We start from the raw sequence: 25,319 nt of genomic DNA on the forward strand, positions 1-25,319 counted from the left end.
CTATTAGGGCTCATTGGGGACTTGCACCCGTTAGCTAATACTCATGCCGAGCATACAAAAAAGAAAGCCCCGCGGCACTTGTGATGCTGCAGGGCTTCTCCTAAGACGGCGACTACCTACTCTCCCACTTGCGCAGTACCATCGGCGTGACGAAGCTTAACTTCTCTGTTCGGAATGGGAAGAGGTGGAACCTTCGTGCAATAGTCACCTGAATATCCTTTATGTATTCATGACTAACAAGCAGGTAATTCAAGCACTTCTCAAGAAGCTGAAAGTATATATCACCCATCCTTCCTGACAAGGAAAGCATACGGGCAATTAGTAATGCTCGGCTTTGGTATCTCTACCTTTACACCTGCATCCTATCAACGTCATCGTCTTTGACGACCCTGAGAAATCTAATCTTGTGACCGGCTTCGTACTTAGATGCTTTCAGCACTTATCCGATCCCGACTTAGATACCCGGCGATGCACCTGGCGGCACAACCGGTAAACCAGAGGTCGGTCCAACACGGTCCTCTCGTACTAGTGTCAGAGCCACGCAAATTTCATACGCCCACGATAGATAGAGACCGAACTGTCTCACGACGTTCTGAACCCAGCTCGCGTGCCACTTTAATGGGCGAACAGCCCAACCCTTGGGACCTTCTCCAGCCCCAGGATGTGACGAGCCGACATCGAGGTGCCAAACCACTCCGTCGATATGAGCTCTTGGGAGGGATCAGCCTGTTATCCCCGGAGTACCTTTTATCCTTTGAGCGATGTCCCTTCCATACGGAAACACCGGATCACTATGCTCTAGTTTCCTACCTGCTCGACTTGTCTGTCTCCCAGTCAAGCGCCCTTCTGCCATTACACTCTGCGGACGGTTACCGATCGTCCTGAGGGCACCTTTAGAAGCCTCCGTTACGCTTTTGGAGGCGACCACCCCAGTCAAACTACCCACCAAGCAATGTCCTCTTACCAAGAGTTAGAATTCAAACAAACAAAGGGTCGTATTTCAACAGCGGCTCCACAAACACTGGCGTGACTGCTTCAAAGCCTCCGACCTATCCTACACATCGCGTGCCCAAATTCAATGCTAAGCTATAGTAAAGGTTCACGGGGTCTTTTCGTCCCATCGCGGGTAATCGGCATCTTCACCGATACTACAATTTCACTGGGCTCACGGTTGAGACAGCGTCCGGATCATTACACCATTCGTGCAGGTCGGAACTTACCCGACAAGGAATTTCGCTACCTTAGGACCGTTATAGTTACGGCCGCCGTTTACTGGGGCTTCAATTCAATGCTTCTCTTGCGATGACATCTCCTCTTAACCTTCCAGCACCGGGCAGGTGTCAGGCTGTATACTTCTACTTTCATATTCGCACAGCCCTGTGTTTTTGTTAAACAGTTGCCTGGACCTATTCTCTGCGCCCTCTCTTGCGAGGAGGGACCCTTTATCCCGAAGTTACAGGGTCAGTTTGCCTAGTTCCTTAACCGTGATTCACCCAAGCGCCTTAGTATATTCAACCCGACTACGTGTGTCCGTTTGCGGTACGGGTACCTCTGAAGTTATGTTTAGCGGATTTTCTCGGCAGTCTGATTACCTGCGCTGTTGGATTGTCCCGAAGGACGCTCCATACTGTCAAGTTCGGCTCTTTCCGTGGATTTGCCTGCGGAAATCAACGCCTACACTCTTTAACGGGCTATTCCGTCAGCCCGCGGCAGTGTCACTACTGCTTCCCCACGTCACCCTCAAAGGTAGTAACGGAATATTAACCGTTTCTGCCATCGGCCTCGCCGTTCGGCTGAGCCTTAGGACCCGACTGACCCTGATCCGATTAGCGTTGATCAGGAAACCTTAGTCTTTCGGCGAGGGGGTTTCTCACCCCCTTTATCGTTACTTATACCTACATTTGCTTTTCCATACGCTCCAGAATGGCTCACGCCACGCCTTCGACGCGGAATGGAATGCTCCCCTACCGATCATTGCTGATCCCACGGCTTCGGTAGACAACTTCATACCCGATTATTATCCACGCCCGATTCCTCGACTAGTGAGCTGTTACGCACTCTTTAAATGAATGGCTGCTTCCAAGCCAACATCCTAGCTGTCTTAGCAATCAGACTTCGTTAGTTTAACTTAGCTGTCATTTCGGGACCTTAGCCGGTGGTCCGGATTCTTCTCCTCTCGGGCACGGACCTTAGCACCCATGCCCTCACTCCTGCGGTAGAACTGATGCGCATTCGGAGTTTGTCAGGACTTGATAGGCGGTGAAGCCCTCGCATCCAATCAGTCGCTCTACCTCACATCAGTAACCCGCAAGGCTGCACCTAAATGCATTTCGGGGAGTACGAGCTATCTCCAAGTTTGATTAGCCTTTCACCCCTACCCTCAGCTCATCCAGAAGCTTTTCAACGCTTATTGGTGCGGACCTCCATCTGGTGTTACCCAGACTTCATCCTGGCCAAGGGTAGATCACTTGGTTTCGCGTCTGCCGCCGCTGACTTGACGCCCTGTTCAGACTCGCTTTCGCTTCGGCTGCGGGACTCATGTCCCTTAACCTTGCCAAAGACGGCAACTCGTAGGTTCATTATGCAAAAGGCACGCCGTCACACTTTCGTGCTCCGACCGCTTGTAGGCGCACGGTTTCAGGTACTATTTCACTCTTCTGTTCGAAGTGCTTTTCACCTTTCCCTCACGGTACTGGTCCACTATCGGTCTCTCGGGAGTATTTAGCCTTACCGGATGGTCCCGGCAGATTCACGCAGAATTCCTCGTGTTCCGCGCTACTCAGGATACCGCTATGCTTCGTCTTGCTTAGAATACCGGGCTGTCACCGTCTTCGGCCGAACTTTCCAGATCGTTCTTCTCGCAAAATTTCTTGCAACGACGCGGTCCTACAACCCCGTCCATGCCGTAACATGAACGGTTTGGGCTCTTCCCCGTTCGCTCGCCACTACTGGGGGAATCATTGTTATTTTCTTTTCCTGCAGGTACTAAGATGTTTCAGTTCCCTGCGTTAGCCTCCATCATTGATGGATGTTACCTCTTCAAGGTAACGGGTTGTCCCATTCGGAGATTCACGGATCAAGGGTTATTTGCACCTCCCCGTGACTTATCGCAGCTTATCACGTCCTTCATCGCCTCCGAGAGCCAAGGCATCCGCCATGCGCCCTTTCCTACTTTCCTTATCACGTGCACACTATATATTATAGTGCGGGATGATATATACTTTTAGCTTTCGTACTAAAATTACTTTTTGCTTGTTACATCATGTCATAGACCTATCTTTATGGTGGAGAATAACGGATTCGAACCGTTGACCCCCTGCGTGCAAAGCAGGTGCTCTAGCCAGCTGAGCTAATCCCCCGTTTTTTTGCAGCTGCAAAGGTAAGCGTTTTCCTTCGTTACTGCAAATTTTTAAGGAAGTTTTTTCTTCCTTTTTTTTTCGGGTAGTCCCAGGCAGAGTTGAACTGCCGACCTCTACATTATCAGTGTAGCGCTCTAACCAACTGAGCTATAGGACTAGCTTTTGTGATTCAGTTCAACCTAGTCTGTTACCGACTCGGCTTCATCTTTCTCTCTTCTATATCGTTAAACAAACTCCCATGCAGCACAAGGGACAAAACCCTTATTCAGGTCACGCTCCAGAAAGGAGGTGTTCCAGCCGCACCTTCCGGTACGGCTACCTTGTTACGACTTAGCCCCAATTACCGGTTTTACCCTAGGGCGCTCCTTGCGGTTACGCACTTCAGGTACCCCCGGCTTTCATGGCTTGACGGGCGGTGTGTACAAGGCCCGGGAACGTATTCACCGCGCCGTGGCTGATGCGCGATTACTAGCGAATCCAGCTTCGTGGAGTCGGGTTGCAGACTCCAGTCCGAACTGAGAGAGGTTTTGGGGATTGGCATCCCGTTGCCGGGTAGCAGCCTTCTGTACCTCCCATTGTAACACGTGTGTAGCCCCGGACGTAAGGGCCGTGCTGATTTGACGTCATCCCCACCTTCCTCACATCTTACGATGGCAGTCTGGCCAGAGTCCTCAGCTTAACCTGTTAGTAACTGACCACGAGGGTTGCGCTCGTTATGGCACTTAAGCCGACACCTCACGGCACGAGCTGACGACAACCATGCAGCACCTTCACAGACGCCTTGCGGCTTACAAGTTTCCTCGTAATTCGTCTGCAATTTAAGCCCGGGTAAGGTTCCTCGCGTATCATCGAATTAAACCACATGTTCCTCCGCTTGTGCGGGCCCCCGTCAATTCCTTTGAGTTTCACCGTTGCCGGCGTACTCCCCAGGTGGGATACTTAATGCTTTCGCTTGGCCGCTGACAGTATATCGCCAACAGCGAGTATCCATCGTTTACCGTGTGGACTACCAGGGTATCTAATCCTGTTTGATACCCACACTTTCGAGCATGAACGTCAGTTACAGTTTAGCAAGCTGCCTTCGCAATCGGGGTTCTTCGTGATATCTAAGCATTTCACCGCTACACCACGAATTCCGCCTGCCTCAACTGCACTCAAGGAAACCAGTATCAACTGCAATTTTACGGTTGAGCCGCAAACTTTCACAACTGACTTAATCTCCCGTCTGCGCTCCCTTTAAACCCAATAAATCCGGATAACGCTCGCATCCTCCGTATTACCGCGGCTGCTGGCACGGAGTTAGCCGATGCTTATTCATACGGTACATACAAAATCCTACACGTAGGAAACTTTATTCCCGTATAAAAGAAGTTTACAATCCGTAGGACCTTCATCCTTCACGCTACTTGGCTGGTTCAGGCTCTCGCCCATTGACCAATATTCCTCACTGCTGCCTCCCGTAGGAGTTTGGACCGTGTCTCAGTTCCAATGTGGGGGACCTTCCTCTCAGAACCCCTATCCATCGCAGGCTAGGTGGGCCGTTACCCCGCCTACTACCTAATGGAACGCATCCCCATCGTTTACCAATAAATCTTTAATGGTGCCATCATGCAATCTCACCATACTATCAGGTATTAATCTTTCTTTCGAAAGGCTATCCCTGAGTAAACGGAAGGTTGGATACGTGTTACTCACCCGTGCGCCGGTCGCCATCAAACTTAGCAAGCTAAGTTCATGCTGCCCCTCGACTTGCATGTGTTAAGCCTGTAGCTAGCGTTCATCCTGAGCCAGGATCAAACTCTTCATTGTAAAATATCTTTTTACTCTTGCGAGTACTTTTTATCTCTGTTCAGGTGACCGAATGTTTCTTGATTATTTAATCAGATTGACGGTTTTATCACTTCATTACGGATACACATTATATATATATCACATGACTACTGCTTGTACTACATTTCGTTTGTTTATCTAAAGTCTTTCAAAGAACTATCTCTTATTTCTAAGCTTCCGTTTGTTAGCGAAAGCGTTTGCAAAGGTAAGAGTTTTTTTCTTAACCACCAAATTTTTTCGAAGTTTTTTTTCGAAAAAATTTTCCAGCGGTCAGAAACCGGAACCGCAAGCCCTTCTCGCTCCCTTAGCACCGCTAAGGTAAGATACAAGGCAACAACCGAAAAACCGGAAACCTCACGTTCACTCTGTCAATGCTTCAGCGCGTTTCTCTCTCGAAAGCGGGTGCAAAATTACGCACTTTTTTTCAAACTCCAACTTTTACACGACTTTTTTTTGACCGTTTTCCAAAGTTTTTTCGTAAGACACTGGAAAACAGATATGTTACGCGGCATATTTTTTCAGCATATGCAGAAGGAGGAGGAAAACATGCACAATAATATTTATTGCGCGGGCGGGCGCATGTGCGCGAAGGAAAACACACCGCATTATCCGCAAAAAGCGGCACAATGGAAAAACAACGCCTTCTCTTCATCAAAACAACGGCATGTTTTTACCTGAAATACACCACATAATAACTAATACTATTAGTACATCTCCCAACTCGTCATCAACATTCCAAAGAACATTTTACTGTGTACAAAATAAATCCTCGTAAAATAATCAGAACATATAAAAGAATACCGCTACAAAAGAATATCAAAAAACGATTCTAGATAAATTCATAAAATGAAAAAGGGATTTCACAAAAAAGCAAAATGAGAATTACACTATCTGACCAAAAATTTCTTCCTTTGTTTGATACAATTATAGAAACACATTTAATGAATACATTTAATGTTATGCCAAATTACCTAACAGTTTCCAACAATACCATATTGGTAAGAGTCTTAGATACCGGAATTGTCTACATCAGTTCAGACGGCAGCTACACAACTATGAAATTAATAAATGGTGAAGAATATACATTTTCCTTCAACCTATCAGCTTTTGAAAAAATCATAGAACAACAATTAAAAGACCATGCCAGTATATTTATTCGAGTAGGCAGAAGCCTTGTGATAAACAGCAACTTCATATATGTAATAAATATCAACAAACAAGAACTTATACTTGCTGATACAAAAACTTCTGCAAAGTTCATTTTGCATGTTTCGAAAGAAGCCCTGAAAGTATTGAAATCATTAGTTGAAAAATCAATCATTTAAAATATTAAATAATTATGAATAAAGAAGATAATGAAGTTTATTTCTTAGGAAAGAGTAAACCCGAACAGCATAGTAAGCGTATATATCTATATACACTCATATCATTAGCTATACTTGGAATAAGTGGATGGATATATTATAAAAGCACAATAAAAAAAACAGATAATACTGAAATGTTACAAACCGTATCCATTCATCCTAAGAAGACAATACTCAAGCGTCCTCGTTTTGATAAAGATAAAGACATTACAGCCTTTTATTCATGGATAGCCCAAAATTTGAAATATCCCAAAGGACTTGAAAATAAAGATGCAAAAGTCGTCATCAAGTTTACAGTAAATACAGCCGGCAAGCTGGAAAAATTTCAGATTCTTGAATCCCCAAAAGAGAAAGCTTTCGAACAAGCAGTAATAAGTCTTCTGAAAGAATCTCCACAATGGGCACCTGCCGAACTCACAGACGGCACCAAAGTCAACATGGAGTTCACCCTACCCGTTTCGTTTAAACCTGAAAAATAACCACTATGAAGCATTCTATCATTTGTTTTATCAGCCTGATGATGACTGTATTTTGTTATGCAAGAACTTCAATCTATCAACTTCCAAGCGATTCAACCAACTGGAAAGTCTATTACATGCAAGGAGAAGAATACCATCGAAAAGGGAAGCTGCAAAAATCTTTATCGAACTACAAAAAAGCACTCAGCATACATGTTTCTGATACGATCGTACATGCACTGGCCAATTGTTATTACCAAAGGGGGTACTACCAGCAAAGTATTGAGCTATATAATACATTTATAAAAGAAGACTCTTCGGAAATCAAACTGAATACTATCGCCAAATGCTACGACAAACTAGAAAAACCAGACTCTGCGCTTATATACCGCAAAATAATTGCAATGCAAGATATAGAGAATCAGAATAACACTATCGCACTTGCCCAAAATTTTTTAAGCATGGAGCAACCTGATTCTGCGCTGACATATCTATGCCGATACACCTCCATTGACTCTACCGACTTAAACATAAACAGACTGAAAGCATACGCATACAATCAGGCAGGATTGCACCAAGATGCTATCAAACTGTACCAGAAAATCAGACAATCCGGTGACAGACAGGCCAGTACGGAATATTATCTCGGACTATCGTATGCATACACAGACAGCCTCAGCCAAGCATACGATTGTCTGGTCCGTGCCAATAATCTATCAGAGAGGAAAAATGCTTACATTTTATCTCAACTGGGTGTAATAGGAAGTAAAATAGGCATGATAAAAGAAAGCCAGCAGGACATAAAAGATGCACTTGATCTCTTACAGCCCGACAAGCAACTGGTTATTTCTCTGTATGAAACAGCAGCAACAAACCACATTCAACTCCATCAATACAAGGATGCCATTGCCTGCTACGACAAGATTTTAAAAGAAAACCCAGAGAAGCTGCATATGCTATACCAGACGGCCTTCTTATACGGCAAATTGCAACAGCCTGAACAAGAGGCCGTCTATTACGAAAAATTCATCAAAGCGGTCGAGCAGGCCGGAAAGCCGAAGAAATATACAAATATGCTTCAAGATGCCGAAAGCTATATAAAAGAACTCAACGTAGAGAGATTTTTTCAAGGGAAAACAAACAAATAACCCAAACGTATGAAACGACTGATCATATTAGGCATTGTGATATGTGCGGGAACTCTTTGTACCCACCTGTCTGCACAAGTTATAGAAGGTAAGGTAACAGATGCTTCACAACAAGGAATAGACGGAGCAACAGTTATACTCCAGTCGGCCGACTCTGTATTTATCGAGGCAACGATAACCGACAAGGAAGGAAACTTCCATTTCCGTCAAAAACGGGAAAATTACTGTCTGACCGTACAACACCTGCTATTCCAGACAATAAGAAAATGTTTTCAGGAAAACAATATCCGACACCACATCATCATGCATCCTAAAGACAATCAGCTTCGTGAAATAATAATCGAAGGAGAAAAACCTCTGCTAAAAATGGAAGGAAGCAAACTGATATATGACATTACCCAGCTGACAAACACCAAGCTTGTAACCAATGCCTATGAAGTTATCAAAAACCTTCCCGGAATTATGGAATATAATGGAACTCTGACACTCGCAGGAAGTGGTTCGGTTAATATCTTATTAAACGACAAGGTATCTTCCATGACTTACGAGCAAATTCTTACACTCCTGAAAAGCATGCCAGCCTCACGAGTGGAGAAAGTCGAAATCATGTACACCACTCCCCCACAATACCATGTTCGTGGTGCATCCATAAATATTCATACCCCAAAGCATAAAACAGATGAAGGCAAATTACAAGGAGAAATCAACGGATCCTACAGCCAAAAGCAGCAAAGCGACGGAGAAGGTGGTATTACGCTAGCCTATACCTCCAAAAAGTTTGATGCAGATTTTACCTATCATTTTACTAATGAATACAGCCGTCAGGGTAATAGTCTGGAAACTCTCCATACAGTCGATGGCAACCAACACCATGTCTGCCAAAACTTCTCCGGAGAAGGTCGAAGCAACACGCATCTGCTGAAAATTGGCAGCACCTATAAATTTACTTCTCAAAGCAGCCTAAGTCTGGATTATACAACCAGTCTTACTCCTGACGATCAAAACACCCTGACAGCTTCCGGCAATCAGTTTGCATCTGAAAACATTTCCAACAGTCAAATCCAGGTACACAATCTCTCACTATACCTGACTTCAGCTTCCGGATTAAAAACCGGCGCAGATTATACTTACTACCGGAATATAGAGGATCAACATTTTCAAACACTTCAACCGGTTGAAGCTTTGCAGAAATTTCTCAGCTCGTCCAGGCAAGTGATTAACCGTTGCAAAATATACGCAGACCAACATCATATTCTCAATCAGGCATGGCAATTGGACTATGGCACTTCCTTTTCGTATGTAACCAACAGTAACCGGCAACAATACGATGCCCCAACAATGAGCAAACAGAATCTGGACTCCCGAATAAAGGAATACACCTATAATTTATATGCAGGCTCCGAATATAAATTCAACAAGAAACTAAGTTTAAGCGCATCCGTTTCGCTGGAGTTTTACACAATGATGAATTATAAAAAATGGGCCATATACCCTACCCTACAACTTGGATACATTATTTCCCCTTTCCATTTGTTACAATTTTCATTCAACTCCGACAAGACATATCCAAGCTATTGGGTAATGAGTGGAGCCATAAACCATATCGACAATTACCAAGTAACAATAGGCAACACTTACCTCAAGCCGTACACCGATTATTCCGCCCATCTTAGCTATATATTAAAACGCAAATATATTTTTCAGATGCGCTACAGCCACAGACCTCATTACTTTACGCAAATGATGTACCTGCCTCCCAACGAACTGAAGTCCATATATAATTATCAGAACTGGGACTATATGAATCAACTTACATTTTCTTCCATCCTCCCCTTTAAAATCGGGAAATGGTGGAGTAGCCGACTATCGCTAAGCGCAATCCTGAAACACGACAAAGCCAGCCATTATTTTGATGCTCCTTTCGACCGAAAACAATGGACAGGAATAGGTATTTGGAATAACACATTTACACTATCCCAAAAACCGGATATAAAAATAGAACTCAGTGCCTTCGGACAAACCAAAGGAATACAGGGAAGTTATACGATAAAGCCTATGGGAAAGACAGATGCCGCTATCCGATATACATTTCTTAATCAAGCAGCTTCCATACAGCTGCGCCTAAATGACATATTCAATTCGATGAATCCATATACAACCATACGCAACGGAGTTCAAATTGCAGACATGAGCGTCAAACGAAACCAGCGCAGTTTGACCCTGTCTTTCAGCTATAAGTTCAAAGGATTCAAAAAAAAAGAAGTGAAAGAAATAGACACTCAAAGATTTGGATTATAGACTAATCTGCATACCAGAGAATGTACGTTTAAAAAGATGCAGAAGAAAGGATGAAAAATTGCTGAAAAAATAAAAAAAGATGCTGATGTTTTCAAGAAAAGATGCTGATGTTTTTCTGATGATTTCAGGGAAAGATGCCTAAAAAATAAAATGACATGCCAAAAGCCAAACAGTTGCTTCCGGCATGTCATTTTCTTCAATATCATTATAGCTGTTCACATTCCTGTAACCACAATGCTGAACTAGCATCGCTCGGCATACGCCAATCACCACGAGGACTTAAAGAAACAGATCCCACCTTAGGACCGTCAGGCAAACAAGAGCGTTTGAACTGTTGATTAAAGAAACGACGGCAGAAATTTACAAGCCACTTCTTTATTGTTTCTTTATCGTACACATCACGGAAAGCAATCTCTGCCAAATAGAAAATCTTTGCCGGACGAGAACCGAAACGCAAGAAATGGAAAAGGAAGAAATCATGCAATTCGTAAGGTCCGACCAAATCTTCTGTTTTCTGCTTGATATTTCCATTTTCATCTGCAGGAATCAGTTCGGGACTGATCGGGGTATCGATAATATCGAGAAGCGTTGCACGTGATTTTTCATCCACTCCGGTTTCTGCTACCCAAGTAACCAAATACCGAACCAGTGTTTTCGGTATACTTGCATTTACTCCATACATAGACATATGATCACCATTGTATGTAGCCCAGCCCAGTGCCAGTTCGGAAAGATCGCCTGTACCAATTACCAGTCCTCCTACCTTATTTGCATAGTCCATCAGAATCTGAGTACGCTCACGAGCCTGACCATTTTCATAAGTTACATCATGAACAGATATGTCATGATCAATATCTTTAAAATGCTGGATGCAAGCATCGCGTATACTGATTTCTTTCGTCGTTACCTGCAATGAACTCATCAAATCCAAAGCATTATGATAAGTACGGTCGGTTGTTCCAAATCCCGGCATCGTAATGCCGACAATACCCTTTCGGGACAATCCAAGTTTATCGAACGTTTTTACACATACCAGCAAAGCCAGTGTAGAATCCAATCCACCGGAAATGCCGACAACTACCGTTTTACATCCCGTATGTACCAAACGCTTAGCCAATCCCGCTACCTGAATTGAAAAGATTTCCTCACAGCGTTCATCAAGCAACTTACCTCCTGCCGGAACAAAAGGATGAGGTTCCACCGCACGTGTCAATGTAAAATCTTCATTCGCTTTAGTCATTTCAATTGGAATACGCTTTACCGGATAGTCTTTATATGTCCGTACGCTAGCAGCAAAAGTCGTATTCACCATTCGCTCTCCTCTCAAACGTTCGATATCAATTTCACTGACAACCAACTGTTCCTCAAATGAGAAGCGTTCGGAAGCAGCCAGTAGTGTTCCGTTCTCATAAATAAGAGCGTTTCCTGCAAAAACGACATCAGTAGTAGACTCTCCAAATCCAGAAGAAGCAAAAACATATCCAGCCAGACAACGAGCAGACTGCTGTGCCAGCAAAGAACGCAAATACTGATGCTTACTGATATTTTCGGTATCAGCAGACATATTGAATATTACATCAGCTCCTTTCAATGCCAAATGAGAACTTGGAGGGATGGTAGCCCATACATCTTCACAAATTTCTACGCCAAAACATAAATCTGTTGATTCAAATATCAAATCGGAACTGACAGGAACATGCTGCCCACATATACGAACCATCTCATCATCTGCATGTGCCGTTGATGGAGCAAACCAACGCTGCTCGTAAAATTCTTTATAGTTAGGCAAATATGTTTTAGGAACAATTCCCAATATTTTTCCACGCTGGCAGACCACAGCACAGTTCATCAAGGTAGAATTGACAACAACAGGCATGCCCACAATAGATATGATATCCAACTGACGAGTTTCATTCATAACCTGCATCAAAGCTATTTCTGCCTGCTCAAGCAATAAAGTCTGCCCGAACAAATCGCCACACGAATATCCAGTTAGATTTAATTCCGGAAAAATAATAACCTGTACGCCTTTCGAATCAGCTTCGACAATCAGTTTACTTGTCTGCTGAGCATTAAACTGGCAATCGGCCACCTTCACTAAAGGTATAGCAGCTGCCACTTTTACAAAACCATATTTCATATAAATTGTTATATAAATAGTGCATTACTGCAAAGATAGGAATTATTTATTGTTCACTATGAGAAAAATAAAAAAACTAACTTTGCTTTGGATTTTAAGAAAATCTTTATATCTTTGCCAAAGAATTAAAATTGTAACAATTACAAAATAAAAAGAATAACATGAACGTTTACGAATATCTGCTTAGCTATAACATCAAGCCATCCGTACAACGCATTGCTATTATGGACTACTTGCTAAAGCATCATACACACCCGTGTATAGATGAAATTTATTTAGCATTATGCAAAGATATACCCACCCTGTCGAAAACAACTGTATACAATACATTGAAGCTGTTTATTGAGCATGGTGCAGCACGCATGTTAACTATTGACGAACGCAATGCATGTTTTGACGGAGATACTTCTATGCATGCACATTTCCAATGCAAAACTTGCGGAAAAATATATGACATTCCAATGAAAACGGAAAGCGAAGAGGCAGACCTCTTACATAAAGATGGATTTCAAATAGAGGAAATACATCATTATTATAAAGGTATCTGTCCTGAATGTCTAAACGAGAAAAATGAAAATTAATGCCTGTAAATGGCAAATAAAATATTACTAATAACTAAAACTTTTTGACTTATGAAAAAATTTATCTGTACTGTATGTGGTTACATCTATGAAGGTGAAACAGCTCCTGAAAAATGCCCTTTGTGTAAAGCTCCAGCTTCTAAATTTAAAGAAATGGAAGAAACAGCAGAAGGTGGCTTGCAGTTTGTTGACGAACACGTTATCGGTGTAGCTAAAGGTTGCGACGACGAAATGATTAAGGATTTGAACAACCACTTCATGGGCGAATGTACAGAAGTTGGTATGTACTTGGCAATGAGCCGTCAGGCAGACCGTGAAGGCTATCCTGAAGTAGCTGAAGCTTTCAAGCGTTACGCTTGGGAAGAAGCAGAACACGCTGCAAAATTCGCAGAATTGCTGGGTGACTGCGTATGGGATACAAAAACTAACTTGGAAAAACGTATGAACGCTGAATGCGGTGCTTGCGAAGACAAGAAACGTATCGCTACTCGTGCTAAACAGCTGAACTTGGATGCAATCCACGATACAGTTCACGAAATGGCAAAAGACGAAGCTCGTCATGGTAAAGGTTTCGAAGGTCTGTACAACAGATATTTCAAGAAATAATAAATCCTTCCAATAATTAAGGTAGAAAGAGGCTGCTTATTCAAAGCAGTCTCTTTTTTTATTTACTCCCAACTATACCATATTAATAGCAATCAGTATAACTCTTTTGTCATCACTCTTCCAACACGAAATACACCCGTTCAATAACTTTAGACAATAATAGTCCTGATCTAGCTAGCTCCAACCCAATAAATAAACCTTGCAGTAACTCAAATCAAGGAATAGCTAGTTTTTATAGACAATAAAAAAGCGACCCTTTTTCGAGGGTCGCTCATTCTGCAATATATCTTTTTTATTAATTAGCAGCAGAATCTTTAGCTGCAGGAGCAGCAACAGGCTGATCGGTTGCTGCATCAGACTGAGGAGCAGCAAATCCTGCAGGAGCATTCAGAGGGTTAGTTTTCTGTTCTTTTACTGCCTGATCCATAATAACAGATGAAGCTTCGCTTGTGGTAGGAATAACATAAGCTGTAGCAACACTCACTACAACCATAAAAATAGCCAATCCCCAAGTAAGTTTTTCAATAAAATCTGTTGTTTTGCGAACTCCCATAATCTGGTTTGAAGCAGCAAAACTAGAAGAGAGACCTCCTCCCTTAGAATTCTGTATCAACACGACAAAACACATCAACACAGCTGCAAGTACGATTAATCCTACAAATAATAAATACAATGAATACATTTTCTTTTATTTTGATTTAGCGTTAATAATCAATTTTTCCAAAAATCTTATTTGGTCTGCAAAGTAAGCATTTTTTTTTGGATATTTCAAATTTAATTTTTTAATTATTTCAAGAGCTTTGTCATATCGTTGCTGTTTTACATAGATCTTAGCCAAAGTTTCAGTAAAATAATTTTCATCCGAACTTTCTTCTACTCTCGCTACCTCATCTTCTTGCTCTTGTATATCTGTTTCCTCCGGAACTTCATCTGTCGTATCTGATTCTTGCATCAAGTCATCCTCTTCCACCACAGCCAAGGTTTCAGAACCTGCTGACTGTTCAATAAAGTTATCAATCAAATCCTGGCCTTTCAACATGGCAGAAGAAGCAGGCTCTGCATCAGGTTCCTGCATCAAAATGGAAGTATAATCTACATTAACTTCTGCTGGCAATGGCAGTTCCATAGAAGTTTCCTCCGATAAATCCGACAAGAAACGGTCTATCAAATCTAAAGTCCGGTCAGTAGAGGAATCACTTGATACGTTTTTTTCAGAGGGGTGTTTCTTTATTACCAGACGCTCTCCTTCGATGTAATAGAAAAGAACACTTAAATCGGCTATATACAATGCACTTTTCCTTAATTCATCCTTGAAATCAGCATCCTGAAGCAAGAAGAGATTTTTCAGATAAAGTAACCGGACTGTCTGAAAATAAGGATAGCGAGCCAATAAATTTCTCAACTCAAACAAGCTATCCTTATTCAAATATTCCGGATGCAATATCCACTCATATAAACGTTGCTGCATCATTTGAATGAATTACCAGTTCGCTACTGTTGCATTAAATATTTGTTCCACTATTTCATCGATCATCTGGTTAACCAGATCTTCCTGAACAGAAGACAACTGCTGGCTTGCATTATACTCACGGCTCGCAGAAAATTGCTGTTCAAAATCTTCAGCATGATTTGTGTTATTCACGAAACGTACATTAACAGTCATTCTCAACTCAGCCATAGTAGAATAACCGTCGGAACCTACACCCTTATTATAAGCATCGTAGTTTGTAATCTCACCTGACAATTCCAAATCTCCCCCTTGTCTAACCTGTTTCAAGCGAGTTTGCTGCATGTATATATCCTGCAAAGCCGTATTAAACATCGACTCCATAGGTCCCCATACAAACGCTGCAGAACGGTTCGGGAAATTTTCGAAAGAAATTGTTTTTACCTTATCATAATTAATGGATGCACCATTAAACTTATATGACACAGTACATGCCGCCATTATACAGACAGCAACAGACAAAACAGAAACTAACTTATAATATTTTTTAATCAAGCCCATATTCTTTTATTTTTCGATAGAGCGTACGCTCTGATATTTTTAAATCATTCGCCGCATTCTTGCGTTTGCCGTGATGGCGTTCCAATGCTTTCCGAATCATTTCTTTCTCCACTTCATCCAAAGAAAGATTTTCTTCTACATATTCTTCTGTATCTTGAACTTCTGCTACTTCATCCGAAGAAACCTTTACTGGAGATATAGTATTTACAGACGAAACAGAAGGCTTTACAACAGGCACAGAAACCGGAGCGACCACTACTGGGGGGTCTTGTACCATTCCTACCGGATTCTGTAAATAATGTACAGTCGCAGTTTCCGTAGAATGATTTATCGGAGTTCCGGCACGTTCGGACATAATATCGTGAACCAGTTTTTTCAGCTCGGTTACATCGCGACGCATATCAAACAAAACCTGATAAAGAATTTCACGCTCGCTTTCAAAGCCTTTTCCTCCGGAAGTATTCTTCACTCCCAATAAAGCCGGCAGACGAGATACCGGTTGCGCAGGCAAATACCCCTGTAAAATGTCTGCTGTAATATCGCGGTTGGTTTCTATAATAGAAATCTGTTCTGTTATATTTTTCAACTGACGAATATTGCCAGGCCAGGAATATGATACAAGCATATGTCTGGCATCGTCAGTCAACTGAATGGCAGGCATACGATATTTTTCAGCAAAGTCAGCAGCAAACTTACGGAACAGCAAAGCAATATCATCCGGACGCTCACGCAAAGGAGGTATTTTGATTGGAACTGTATTCAAACGATAATACAAGTCTTCACGGAAACGTCCTTCCGCTATTGCATCTGCAAAATTCACGTTTGTAGCAGCAACAATACGCACATCCGTCTTCTGAACTTTAGAAGAACCTACCTTAATATATTCGCCAGACTCAAGGACACGCAACAAACGAGCTTGTGTGGATAATGGTAGTTCGCCCACCTCATCCAAAAAAATCGTTCCCCCATTGGCTTCAGCAAAATATCCGTTACGGTCACTGATAGCTCCGGTAAAAGCCCCTTTCTCATGCCCGAAAAGCTCTGAATCAATAGTTCCTTCAGGTATTGCACCACAGTTGACTGCGATATAGGGACCGTGTTTGCGGCGACTGAACTGGTGAATAATTTGCGGAAAGCTTTCTTTACCGACACCACTTTCTCCTGTTACCAGTACAGACAAATCTGTAGGAGCAACCTGTATTGCAATGTCAATAGCCCGATTTAAGCCTTCGGCATTACCAATAATGCCAAATCGCAACTTTATATTCTGTATTTCTGACTTTACCATATTCTACATTCAATATATGACAAAATTACAAAAAGTTTAATACATCAGGCAATTTTGGCAGAAATTTTAAAATACGGTACGAATCATAAAGCGAATACCCCACTTGTTTGCAGTTGGAAGATTGTTATAATTCAAACGGCGTACATACTCTACATGCAAAAGCTTGAAGATATTATGTATACCAGCGGTAATCTCCACATAAGGCTTCTTGGGATCCATCACATTGCTTGAATAGCGGTATTCTCCATTATAATCATAATGTCCCGGGAACTTCATCAGTATATCGTCATTACGGTTTTGCTCCAGGAACGGATTATTTTTATCGGTCAACGTTCCCCACAAACATTTTACGCCAATAAACTCACGCCATTTCAGTTTTTTCAACAATGGAATACGATTGAACAATTTACCTTGCATATTCCATGAAACATCCAATGAAGCATAACGGTCGTTTAAGAACTCCATATTGTTAATCAAATTGAATGTCTCATCCTGAATGATATAAGAAAGATTGGCAGCGGGCATAATCAACAGCGGGAATGGTACTTTATTCCACTGAATACCTCCTTTCAAACGGGCATCAACATTTCCCCATGAACTAAACCAGAAACGTTTATAGACACTTGCTTCCGTTACATTATACGTATAATCGCCTCCCAATACACCTTTCAAAGCCAATGTATGCTGCAAAGTAAACACCGGAGCATCCAGATTGATAGGAAGACGCCGCTGTTTGGTGTTGACAAATGTTTCACCAGGAGCATAGCGGAATGCAACAGATGCTTCAGCTACCGTAATGTCATGAGTATTGAATGGAGAATGTACCCATTTTTGTCCAGACAACTGCTGTTCAGCAATAAACGTCTGCAATGAGCTTTCACCGGCCATCGTACGATAGAACAATTCTCCGCATGGCTCATAGTTAGCATAGCGAATCATTGCAGTCGTTTTAAAGCCAAACTCCCGTTCACGTTCATATTTTATGGTAGCCTTACGCTCATAATTATACTGATCGACAGTACAAACCTTCAATGAAGTAAATACATTATCCTTATCTGTATTAATAAACTTATCAGAAGGCAACATATTATCATATTGATAAGTAAACGTGAGTGAATGTTTAGGGAATTCACGCGGCAAATATTCCTTCTTGTCGAATGAATACTCTACCTCACCCATATATTTGGATTTCTGGTCTTTAAAACCATATGCATAATACCCTTTCAAAAACAAATGCGGATTCAGGTTTGCCGTAGTCTGGGCCGAAGCACGCAAACGAAGTCCATCAATATAATTTGAAGTAATCATGGTATTGATGGGACCTATATCTACCTTACTATCCGGCGTACTGGTCTCCACGAAGTTTTCAATAAAAGCTTTCAATACGAACATGATATACTTGAATCCTTTTATTTTGGTCAAGTCGTCAACAAAACTGCTCATTCTGTTTTCCGACTGAGTCAAATCTTCTTGCCTGTACTGACTCCAATATTTGTCATCACGCATCATTGCATTGACATCTTTTATCTCATCACCTTTCTTCTTAAAAAGCTTATCAGGCAAAGGATCAAAAGTAAAATCAAAATAGCGGGTAGTACGCCTTACAAGATAAGAGCCCAATACTTTCTTTAGATATGACAGTTCGCACAACATGTCATCTTCCAATAAAGCCCATTCACCAGTAGGAAGTTCACCAAATTTTTGGTCGATGATCATATTATCAACGAAATTAATATCCGTTTTTTTAGGCAAGTTCAACTGACATTCTTTTACACGATAAGTTGAGTCTGCCAAAATATACAGATGTCCAGTAAAACCAAAATCCTGAGAGTTATTAGGGACAAAAGATAAATGGAAGCATTTATCCCGCTCTACATATACCGTATCCATTATATAGAACTTATAAAAACGAATACCTGCGTCCGAAACAGGGCTATCGAACGGATACTGCAAAAAGCGGAAACGATCTTCATAAATATCTATATCCTGAAAAACATCCTTCAAAACCGTAGTCAGCATATCACCTGTACTAAACAGTTCATTGACTCCGGTTGAATTTATTCCCTGAATAATTGTCTTCTCCGAACGTGGATTTTTTCTAAAGATTTTCTCCGAAACAGTTTCATCAACAGAAAGCGGCAGGATATTTTTTCCCGTTACATCACAAGTTTCTACCTGATCCCGAAAAAAAGGATACTTCTTAAACAGCCACGACTCTCGCAATGAATCTGTGGTAATATTATTCATCGCAAAAGTAATCTTCTGATACTTATTATAATGATAATAGTCGTTTTGCTCCAAATTTGTTTTCTCTTTTGAAGCAACTACTTTCTTCATAAGTTCTACTGCCGGATTATTTTTACGTGAATACTTTTCACGCTTGGGCTTTACAATAACTTCATCGAGAACCAAATCCGACTTCATACTTATATTCAGTTCGGTTGTCTTAGAAGAAACTGTTATCACTTGTGTAGCATATCCCACCATCGAAAATGTTAACTTTGTCCACCCCGGATGATAATCTATCGAATATTTTCCATCGATATCTGTGATTGTACCTACACCTTTCCCATCATAATAAACATTCAAATAAGGAATTGGATCTCCTGTATCGGAATCAATAACAACTCCGTGAATTTGAGCACACAGACCTACAGCCCAAATGCAAAATGTCATTATTAGGAGTAATCGTTTTACCATAAAAAATTTCAATACGCTTTTTTCGATATTCATAAAAACAGAGGCGAAATTACTGCTCTTTATTGTTTTAGACAAGTCAAGTAGTAACAAAAACGATAAATAGACCGTCTTTTATGCAGTATTAACTATTATTAATTTAGATTTTTAGGAAAGTCAATTCAGAGAAAAAGCGTAATTTTGTGCACTCAAACAAAAAAAGATTCGTATAATTTTCAAGATTAATAAACATGTCTAAAATACCATTATTCCATAACCTGATAGCAAGTGGCTTTGGCTCAGGGTACAGTCCTATCGCACCGGGTACAGCTGGGGCATTGCTTGCCACACTTATCTGGTGGGGATATGCATCTTTATTTAATGATTACTACCAAACATTACAATGTACATTTTTACTTGTTTGCATATTTACTTTTTTAGGCATCTGGTCATCGGGGGTTTCTGAAAAATATTGGGGCAAAGATCCATCGCGCGTAGTAATCGATGAAATGGTTGGAACATGGATTGCTCTACTTGCTGTACCGGCAGACAATTATATCGGATATATGTTTGCAGCATTTATTTTGTTTCGTTTTTTCGATATACTTAAACCATTAGGTATCAAACAGGCTGAAAAATTACCTTCCGGATACGGTATCATGGCGGATGATATCCTGTCGGGAATATATGGAGGCATAGTCATTCTTTTGTATCGATTCGTGTGCGCGTGAAAAATTTATTCATATCTATTTGCAAAAAGGGAGGGCTATTTATGTTCATCAGAGCGCAGCTCTCTGCACAGATTGCTACTTTTGTCGACTTTCTGATAAGCATTTTATTGAATCAATGTGCAAATGTATACTATGTATATGCGACACTAATCGGTTCTATCAGCGGAGGATTAACTAACTGTGCTATTAATTATAAGTGGACTTTCCAGACAGAAGACTGTAGCCCTATTCCTGTCATCATAAAGTACACTTTGGTATGGATAGGAAGCATTGGACTAAATTTATGGGGGACTTATCTATTAACTGAATTTCTTACGTTACAAAATAGTTTTATCTCAATAAATCAATCAACAGCTTTCATTATCGCCAAGGTCAGCGTATCTATTATAGTTGCGATATTATGGAACTATAATCTACACAAGACATTTGTCTTTAAAGATGCACATATCAATGAAAAACTCAAAAATAAAATAAAACAAATCACAAACCAACATGGAAATAAAAAAACAAGCTAAAAAATTGCGTGATTCACTTCAGCAATTAATTTACAAAATCATTAATCCTTTGGTTCATGGAATGATTAAGATCGGGATAACTCCTAATCTGGTTACAACAATCGGATTCCTCGGGAACCTAGCAGGAGCTTGTATTCTGGTTTATGCAGGTATAAACCAAGATATGAATCATTATAGTTTAATAGGATGGGCAGGTGGAGTTATTCTACTGTCATCACTATTTGATATGATGGACGGTCAGGTGGCTCGTATCGGAGGTATGTCTTCAACATTTGGAGCAATGTACGATTCTGTACTAGACCGATACAGTGAATTAGTAACACTGGGAGGTATTTGCTTTTGCTTAATTGGACATGACTACCTATTAGGAGCTATTATTACATTTGCTGCCCTCGTCGGCTCATTAATGGTAAGCTATGTACGTGCCCGTGCTGAAGGCCTCGGTTTAGAGTGTAAAATCGGCTTTATGCAACGTCCAGAACGAGTGGTATTAACAAGCCTAGGATTACTGATATGCGGCATTGTTGCTACACAAAATCCAGATTTATCTTTCGATCCAATGCTTATTTTAATTGTTCCTATGGGCTTTATCGCCATTTTTGCTAATATCACAGCTTTTGCACGCATTGAGTATAGCCGCAGACAACTTATGAAAAAATAATAGATCACGTATGAAGATAATGACAGATAAACCTTCTACAAGAGAAATAAGTATATTAGTCATTTCTCTTGTAGCATGGATCAGTGTAACGGCAACCTTCATCGGTATACGTCCTGAGCATATAGGGATGGGAGTCCTTATCGCATTGTTATTTCTGATCAGCAAGGAAACAAAAAAGCTGATTGTAGCGTTACTTCCTTTCGCTATATTCGCGATTTCATATGACTGGATGCGTATTGTTCCCAACTATGAAGTAAACCCTATCGATGTAAAAGGTTTATATGAAGCTGAAAAAAATCTTTTTGGAATTATTACTGCCCAAGGAGTTCTTACTCCCAATGAGTTCTTCCACATTCATCATTGTGCAGTCATGGATTTCATGGCAGGAATCTTTTACCTCTGCTGGGTTCCAGTCCCTATTTTATTCGGATTAGGACTGTATTTTAGCCGACAGCGCAAAATATATTTGCGATTTGCTCTTGTATTCCTTTTTGTCAATTTGATAGGATTTGTAGGATACTATATACATCCGGCAGCTCCACCCTGGTATGTTATGAATTACGGCTTTGAGCCAATTTTAAATACACCTGGAGACGTTGCAGGATTAGGAAGATTTGATGCAATGACGGGACTAACAATTTTTCAGGGATTATATGGACGAAATGCAAACGTATTTGCAGCAGTACCGTCCCTGCATTCAGCCTACATGGTTGTTGCATTGTTTTATTCTTTCCGGGCACGCTGCTACAACTGGCTACGAGCAATATTTGCAATCATCATGGTAGGTATTTGGTTTACGGCTGTATATTCCGGACATCACTATATTATAGATGTAACACTTGGTATTCTATGTGCATTATTAGGCATATGTTGCTTTGAATATGTATTAATGCGTATACCTAAATTCCGTAGCTTCATAGAACGTTACACAAAATATATTGAATAATAAAGAACTATCTCCTTAGGCCCAATAGGGTCTGATAAAAATCAAATGGCATGTACAAAAGGAATATTCATTTGTACATGCCATTTATGTATGAAGTTAACTTACGTATGTTATGATTTACTTTTTTATAACCTTCAAGTTACTATCTTTTATAATTTTCCATGCATCTTCCTCTGTACCACTAAATGGTCCTGATTTTTCTAGCTTAACAGTAGAAAGTGCAGCAGCAAAACATCCAGCTTCCTCATACGATACACCTTTATTACGCATATAAAGATATCCTAACATGTAAGTATCACCACATCCAGTAGCATCAACTACCTCTTTTGGAGGATAGGCAGGAATATAATAGAAACTATTTTCGGCATAAATAATAGAGCCTTCACTACCTAATGTAAGCAAAACTTCTTTTACTCCCCACTCTGCCAATTGCCGAGCTGCAGCCTGATAATCATCCAGCCCTGTCAGAACTTTTGCCTCATGCTCATTTACTTTCAAAATATGAACATACTTCAAAGCTTCTTTCTTTTCACACCAATCAATGGGATATACATTTTCACCTCTCACTTCACGTAAATATCCCTGCGCATCTACAGACAATATACCTTTCTTAGATAAATATTTAATCACATCCAAAGAGAAATCATCTGACAGCAGACTTCCAAGATGAAAGATTTTAGCCTCTATATGTTGTATTTTTTCAACAGTAAAGGGATCTGCTTTAGCTAAAACACGCTGAGTACGATTATTTTGATTTATCCCATACGAATTTTCAAAATAAACAGTTTTCTTACTAGGTATTATTTCTACATTAAGACCTTTCCCCGTCAATTCATCCACAGACGAATACTCACTAGGAGCGAGCGAAGTTACTAATTTATAATTTTTCCAATCATTCAAATGAGAAATACCATGAGAAAAATAATAGGAAGTACCTCCCGGCATATAAATAGTTTGTTTAGGAGTAATAATTTTATCTAATGTTATATGCCCGATGCAACAAATATCATTCATTATTAATAACTATTTCATTATAAAAAACGGGTGCAAAGATAGCATTTTTGAACTTAAGAAAGTTGTCCCAATTCTTTTTTTATCTGTCTAGAACAATGATTTTATTGTCATTTTATACGAAATATTGTTCAATTTCTCCAAGCAAGAAATAAAAAAAATAAGTTTATGCTTGTGGTTAAAAACAAAAGTATAACTTTACGGCATGTAATATTACTTTGTTATTTGACAAACTAGAAAAACAAATTAGAAATGGAAAAAATGAATGTACAACCGGCAAACGGCAAACTAGGAGTGCTGTGTGTAGGTTTGGGTGCGGTAGCAACTACTTTTATGACTGGTGTATTGATGGTCCGCAAAGGATTAGCAAAACCTGTCGGTTCAATGACTCAATACGATAAAATACGTGTCGGACGTGGAGCCAACAAAAAATATCTTCACTACAATGAGATTGCACCTATCGCAGATTTAAATGATATCGTATTCGGTGCATGGGATGTATATCCTGCTAACGCTTACGAATCAGCTATAAATTGCGAAGTCTTGAAAGAAAAAGATATTAATCCGGTAAAAGATGAGCTGGAAAATATCGTTCCTATGAAGGCAGCCTTCGACCATAACTATGCAAAACGTCTGGATGGAAATAATGTAAAAGACTGCGAAACACGCTGGGACATGGTAGAAGAATTGCGTAAAGATATCCGCAACTTCAAAGAAAAAAATGGATGTAGCCGTATTGTTGTTCTTTGGGCTGCTTCTACAGAAATTTATGTACCAGTATGCGAAGAAGTACACGGTACATTGGCAGCACTTGAACAAGCTATGAAAAACGATGACCGTGAGCATGTAGCACCTTCTATGTGTTACGCTTATGCAGCTCTGGCAGAAGGTGCACCGTTTATCATGGGAGCTCCGAACACAACTGTTGATATTCCTGCTATGTGGGAAATGGCAGAAAAAACTAAGATGCCTATCGCTGGAAAGGACTTCAAAACTGGACAAACATTAGTAAAATCTGGATTTGCTCCGATTATTGGAACTCGTTGCTTAGGATTATCAGGGTGGTTCTCTACTAATATTTTAGGAAACCGTGATGGCTTGGTTCTGGATGAACCTGCCAACTTCCATACAAAAGAAGTTAGTAAACTCTCTACACTTGAATCAATCCTCGTACCGGAAGAACAACCTGATTTATATACAGACTATTATCATAAAGTGAGAATTAACTATTATCCTCCTCGCAATGATAATAAAGAAGGTTGGGATAATATTGATATCTTCGGATGGATGGGATATCCAATGCAGATCAAAATCAACTTCTTGTGCCGTGACTCTATTTTAGCAGCACCATTATGTCTTGATTTGGTTCTGTTAAGTGATTTGGCAGCACGTGCAGGTCGTTATGGTATACAGCGCTTCTTGAGTTTCTTCCTGAAGAGCCCAATGCATGACTATACTGAAAACGAAGTACCAGTTAACCACTTATTCCAACAGTATGTTATGCTGAAAAATGCTATTCGCGAAATGGGTGGATACGAAGCTGACGAAGAAATTGACTAATCCTTTATATAAGAAAACTAACAATATTAAAACAAAAGGCTGCCTCAAAAAAATGAAGCAGCCTTTTGTTTTTAATGTTATCACCAAAGGTAATAAGAGATATAAAGTTTTAATCTCTTGATTTTCTTATTTAACAGAT

At 40.5% G+C, this 25,319-nt stretch carries 19 protein-coding genes, 2 tRNA genes and 3 rRNA genes; 12 read left to right on the forward strand and 12 right to left on the reverse strand.

Going from position 1 to position 25,319, the window contains the following annotated elements:
* Positions 1-103: 103 nt before the first annotated feature.
* From rrf to ACDG22_RS12830, 5 genes are all read right to left on the reverse strand, one after another.
* A 5S ribosomal RNA gene (gene rrf / locus ACDG22_RS12810) occupies positions 104-212 on the reverse strand.
* An 86-nt stretch (positions 213-298) separates the two neighbouring features.
* Positions 299-3,178 (reverse strand): 23S ribosomal RNA (locus ACDG22_RS12815).
* 104 nt (positions 3,179-3,282) lie between these two features.
* A tRNA-Ala gene (locus ACDG22_RS12820) sits at positions 3,283-3,359 on the reverse strand.
* Between the two features lie 83 nt (positions 3,360-3,442).
* Positions 3,443-3,516: transfer RNA gene (locus tag ACDG22_RS12825), tRNA-Ile, on the reverse strand.
* A 124-nt stretch (positions 3,517-3,640) separates the two neighbouring features.
* A 16S ribosomal RNA gene (locus ACDG22_RS12830) occupies positions 3,641-5,168 on the reverse strand.
* Together the 16S, 23S and 5S rRNA genes with 2 tRNA genes alongside form the textbook arrangement of a ribosomal RNA operon.
* 519 nt (positions 5,169-5,687) lie before the next feature.
* Here ACDG22_RS12830 and ACDG22_RS12835 point away from each other — a divergent pair.
* The 5 genes from ACDG22_RS12835 (at position 5,688) to ACDG22_RS12855 (ending at position 10,457) form a co-directional block, all read left to right on the forward strand.
* The gene (locus tag ACDG22_RS12835; RefSeq protein WP_370858911.1) at positions 5,688-5,867 is read left to right on the forward strand and encodes a hypothetical protein; all 180 of its coding nucleotides are present in this window, start codon (positions 5,688-5,690) and stop codon (positions 5,865-5,867) included.
* Between the two features lie 197 nt (positions 5,868-6,064).
* Complete coding sequence (locus ACDG22_RS12840) at positions 6,065-6,514, forward strand: LytTR family DNA-binding domain-containing protein (RefSeq protein WP_007567653.1); 450 nt, start codon at positions 6,065-6,067, stop codon at positions 6,512-6,514.
* A gap of 14 nt (positions 6,515-6,528) precedes the next feature.
* Positions 6,529-7,032 carry a TonB family protein gene (locus ACDG22_RS12845; protein ID WP_270230424.1) on the forward strand — a complete coding sequence of 168 codons (504 nt, stop codon included), beginning with the start codon at positions 6,529-6,531 and terminating at the stop codon, positions 7,030-7,032.
* A 5-nt stretch (positions 7,033-7,037) separates the two neighbouring features.
* Positions 7,038-8,159 (forward strand): tetratricopeptide repeat protein, encoded by a 1,122-nt coding sequence (locus ACDG22_RS12850; RefSeq protein ID WP_270230423.1) that lies wholly within the window; start codon positions 7,038-7,040, stop codon positions 8,157-8,159.
* 9 nt (positions 8,160-8,168) lie between these two features.
* On the forward strand, positions 8,169-10,457 hold the full coding sequence (locus tag ACDG22_RS12855; RefSeq protein WP_270230422.1) for an outer membrane beta-barrel family protein: 2,289 nt from the start codon (positions 8,169-8,171) through the stop codon (positions 10,455-10,457).
* A gap of 205 nt (positions 10,458-10,662) precedes the next feature.
* Here the strand turns inward: ACDG22_RS12855 and ACDG22_RS12860 are convergent, their stop codons facing one another.
* Positions 10,663-12,597, reverse strand: a complete 1,935-nt coding sequence (locus ACDG22_RS12860; protein WP_007567663.1) for an NAD(+) synthase — start codon at positions 12,595-12,597, stop codon at positions 10,663-10,665.
* Between the two features lie 161 nt (positions 12,598-12,758).
* On the opposite strand from ACDG22_RS12860, the gene ACDG22_RS12865 reads away from it, so the two are divergent.
* Positions 12,759-13,178, forward strand: coding sequence for a Fur family transcriptional regulator (locus ACDG22_RS12865; RefSeq protein ID WP_007567665.1), 420 nt, complete (start codon positions 12,759-12,761; stop codon positions 13,176-13,178).
* A gap of 51 nt (positions 13,179-13,229) precedes the next feature.
* The gene (locus ACDG22_RS12870) at positions 13,230-13,784 is read left to right on the forward strand and encodes an NADH peroxidase (RefSeq protein ID WP_007567666.1); all 555 of its coding nucleotides are present in this window, start codon (positions 13,230-13,232) and stop codon (positions 13,782-13,784) included.
* A gap of 295 nt (positions 13,785-14,079) precedes the next feature.
* Here ACDG22_RS12870 and secG read toward each other — a convergent pair whose 3' ends face one another.
* The 5 genes from secG to ACDG22_RS12895 form a co-directional block, all read right to left on the reverse strand.
* Positions 14,080-14,457, reverse strand: a complete 378-nt coding sequence (gene secG / locus ACDG22_RS12875) for a preprotein translocase subunit SecG (protein WP_040311912.1) — start codon at positions 14,455-14,457, stop codon at positions 14,080-14,082.
* Between the two features lie 15 nt (positions 14,458-14,472).
* Entirely contained in the window at positions 14,473-15,255 is a 783-nt protein-coding gene (locus ACDG22_RS12880; RefSeq protein WP_007567670.1) for a hypothetical protein, read from the reverse strand.
* A 9-nt stretch (positions 15,256-15,264) separates the two neighbouring features.
* Positions 15,265-15,792, reverse strand: coding sequence for an LptE family protein (locus tag ACDG22_RS12885; protein ID WP_007567673.1), 528 nt, complete (start codon positions 15,790-15,792; stop codon positions 15,265-15,267).
* On the reverse strand, positions 15,779-17,080 hold the full coding sequence (locus tag ACDG22_RS12890; RefSeq protein WP_007567674.1) for a sigma-54 interaction domain-containing protein: 1,302 nt from the start codon (positions 17,078-17,080) through the stop codon (positions 15,779-15,781). Before ACDG22_RS12890 ends, ACDG22_RS12885 begins: the two co-directional genes overlap by 14 nt.
* A gap of 66 nt (positions 17,081-17,146) precedes the next feature.
* Positions 17,147-19,780: a DUF5686 and carboxypeptidase-like regulatory domain-containing protein gene (locus tag ACDG22_RS12895; protein ID WP_227994624.1), complete on the reverse strand. Its 2,634-nt coding sequence runs from the start codon at positions 19,778-19,780 to the stop codon at positions 17,147-17,149.
* Positions 19,781-20,007: 227 nt separating this feature from the next.
* On the opposite strand from ACDG22_RS12895, the gene ACDG22_RS12900 reads away from it, so the two are divergent.
* Genes ACDG22_RS12900 through ACDG22_RS12915 form a run of 4 tightly spaced genes read left to right on the forward strand, consistent with a single transcriptional unit; the run spans position 20,008 to position 22,609 of the window.
* Positions 20,008-20,487, forward strand: a complete 480-nt coding sequence (locus ACDG22_RS12900) for a phosphatidylglycerophosphatase A family protein (protein ID WP_007567677.1) — start codon at positions 20,008-20,010, stop codon at positions 20,485-20,487.
* 41 nt (positions 20,488-20,528) lie between these two features.
* Complete coding sequence (locus tag ACDG22_RS12905; protein WP_085960423.1) at positions 20,529-21,002, forward strand: GtrA family protein; 474 nt, start codon at positions 20,529-20,531, stop codon at positions 21,000-21,002.
* Positions 20,980-21,663 carry a CDP-alcohol phosphatidyltransferase family protein gene (locus tag ACDG22_RS12910; protein WP_007567681.1) on the forward strand — a complete coding sequence of 228 codons (684 nt, stop codon included), beginning with the start codon at positions 20,980-20,982 and terminating at the stop codon, positions 21,661-21,663. Before ACDG22_RS12905 ends, ACDG22_RS12910 begins: the two co-directional genes overlap by 23 nt.
* A gap of 10 nt (positions 21,664-21,673) precedes the next feature.
* Complete coding sequence (locus ACDG22_RS12915; protein ID WP_370858912.1) at positions 21,674-22,609, forward strand: phosphatase PAP2 family protein; 936 nt, start codon at positions 21,674-21,676, stop codon at positions 22,607-22,609.
* Between the two features lie 117 nt (positions 22,610-22,726).
* On the opposite strand, the gene ACDG22_RS12920 is transcribed toward ACDG22_RS12915, so the two are convergent.
* Positions 22,727-23,623 carry a PfkB family carbohydrate kinase gene (locus ACDG22_RS12920; protein WP_007567685.1) on the reverse strand — a complete coding sequence of 299 codons (897 nt, stop codon included), beginning with the start codon at positions 23,621-23,623 and terminating at the stop codon, positions 22,727-22,729.
* A gap of 249 nt (positions 23,624-23,872) precedes the next feature.
* Between ACDG22_RS12920 and ACDG22_RS12925 the strand changes: the two genes are divergently transcribed.
* Positions 23,873-25,180, forward strand: a complete 1,308-nt coding sequence (locus ACDG22_RS12925; protein ID WP_270230421.1) for an inositol-3-phosphate synthase — start codon at positions 23,873-23,875, stop codon at positions 25,178-25,180.
* Positions 25,181-25,319 lie beyond the last annotated feature (139 nt).

This window comes from Phocaeicola coprocola (assembly GCF_041333015.1).
Lineage (GTDB): Bacteria > Bacteroidota > Bacteroidia > Bacteroidales > Bacteroidaceae > Phocaeicola > Phocaeicola coprocola.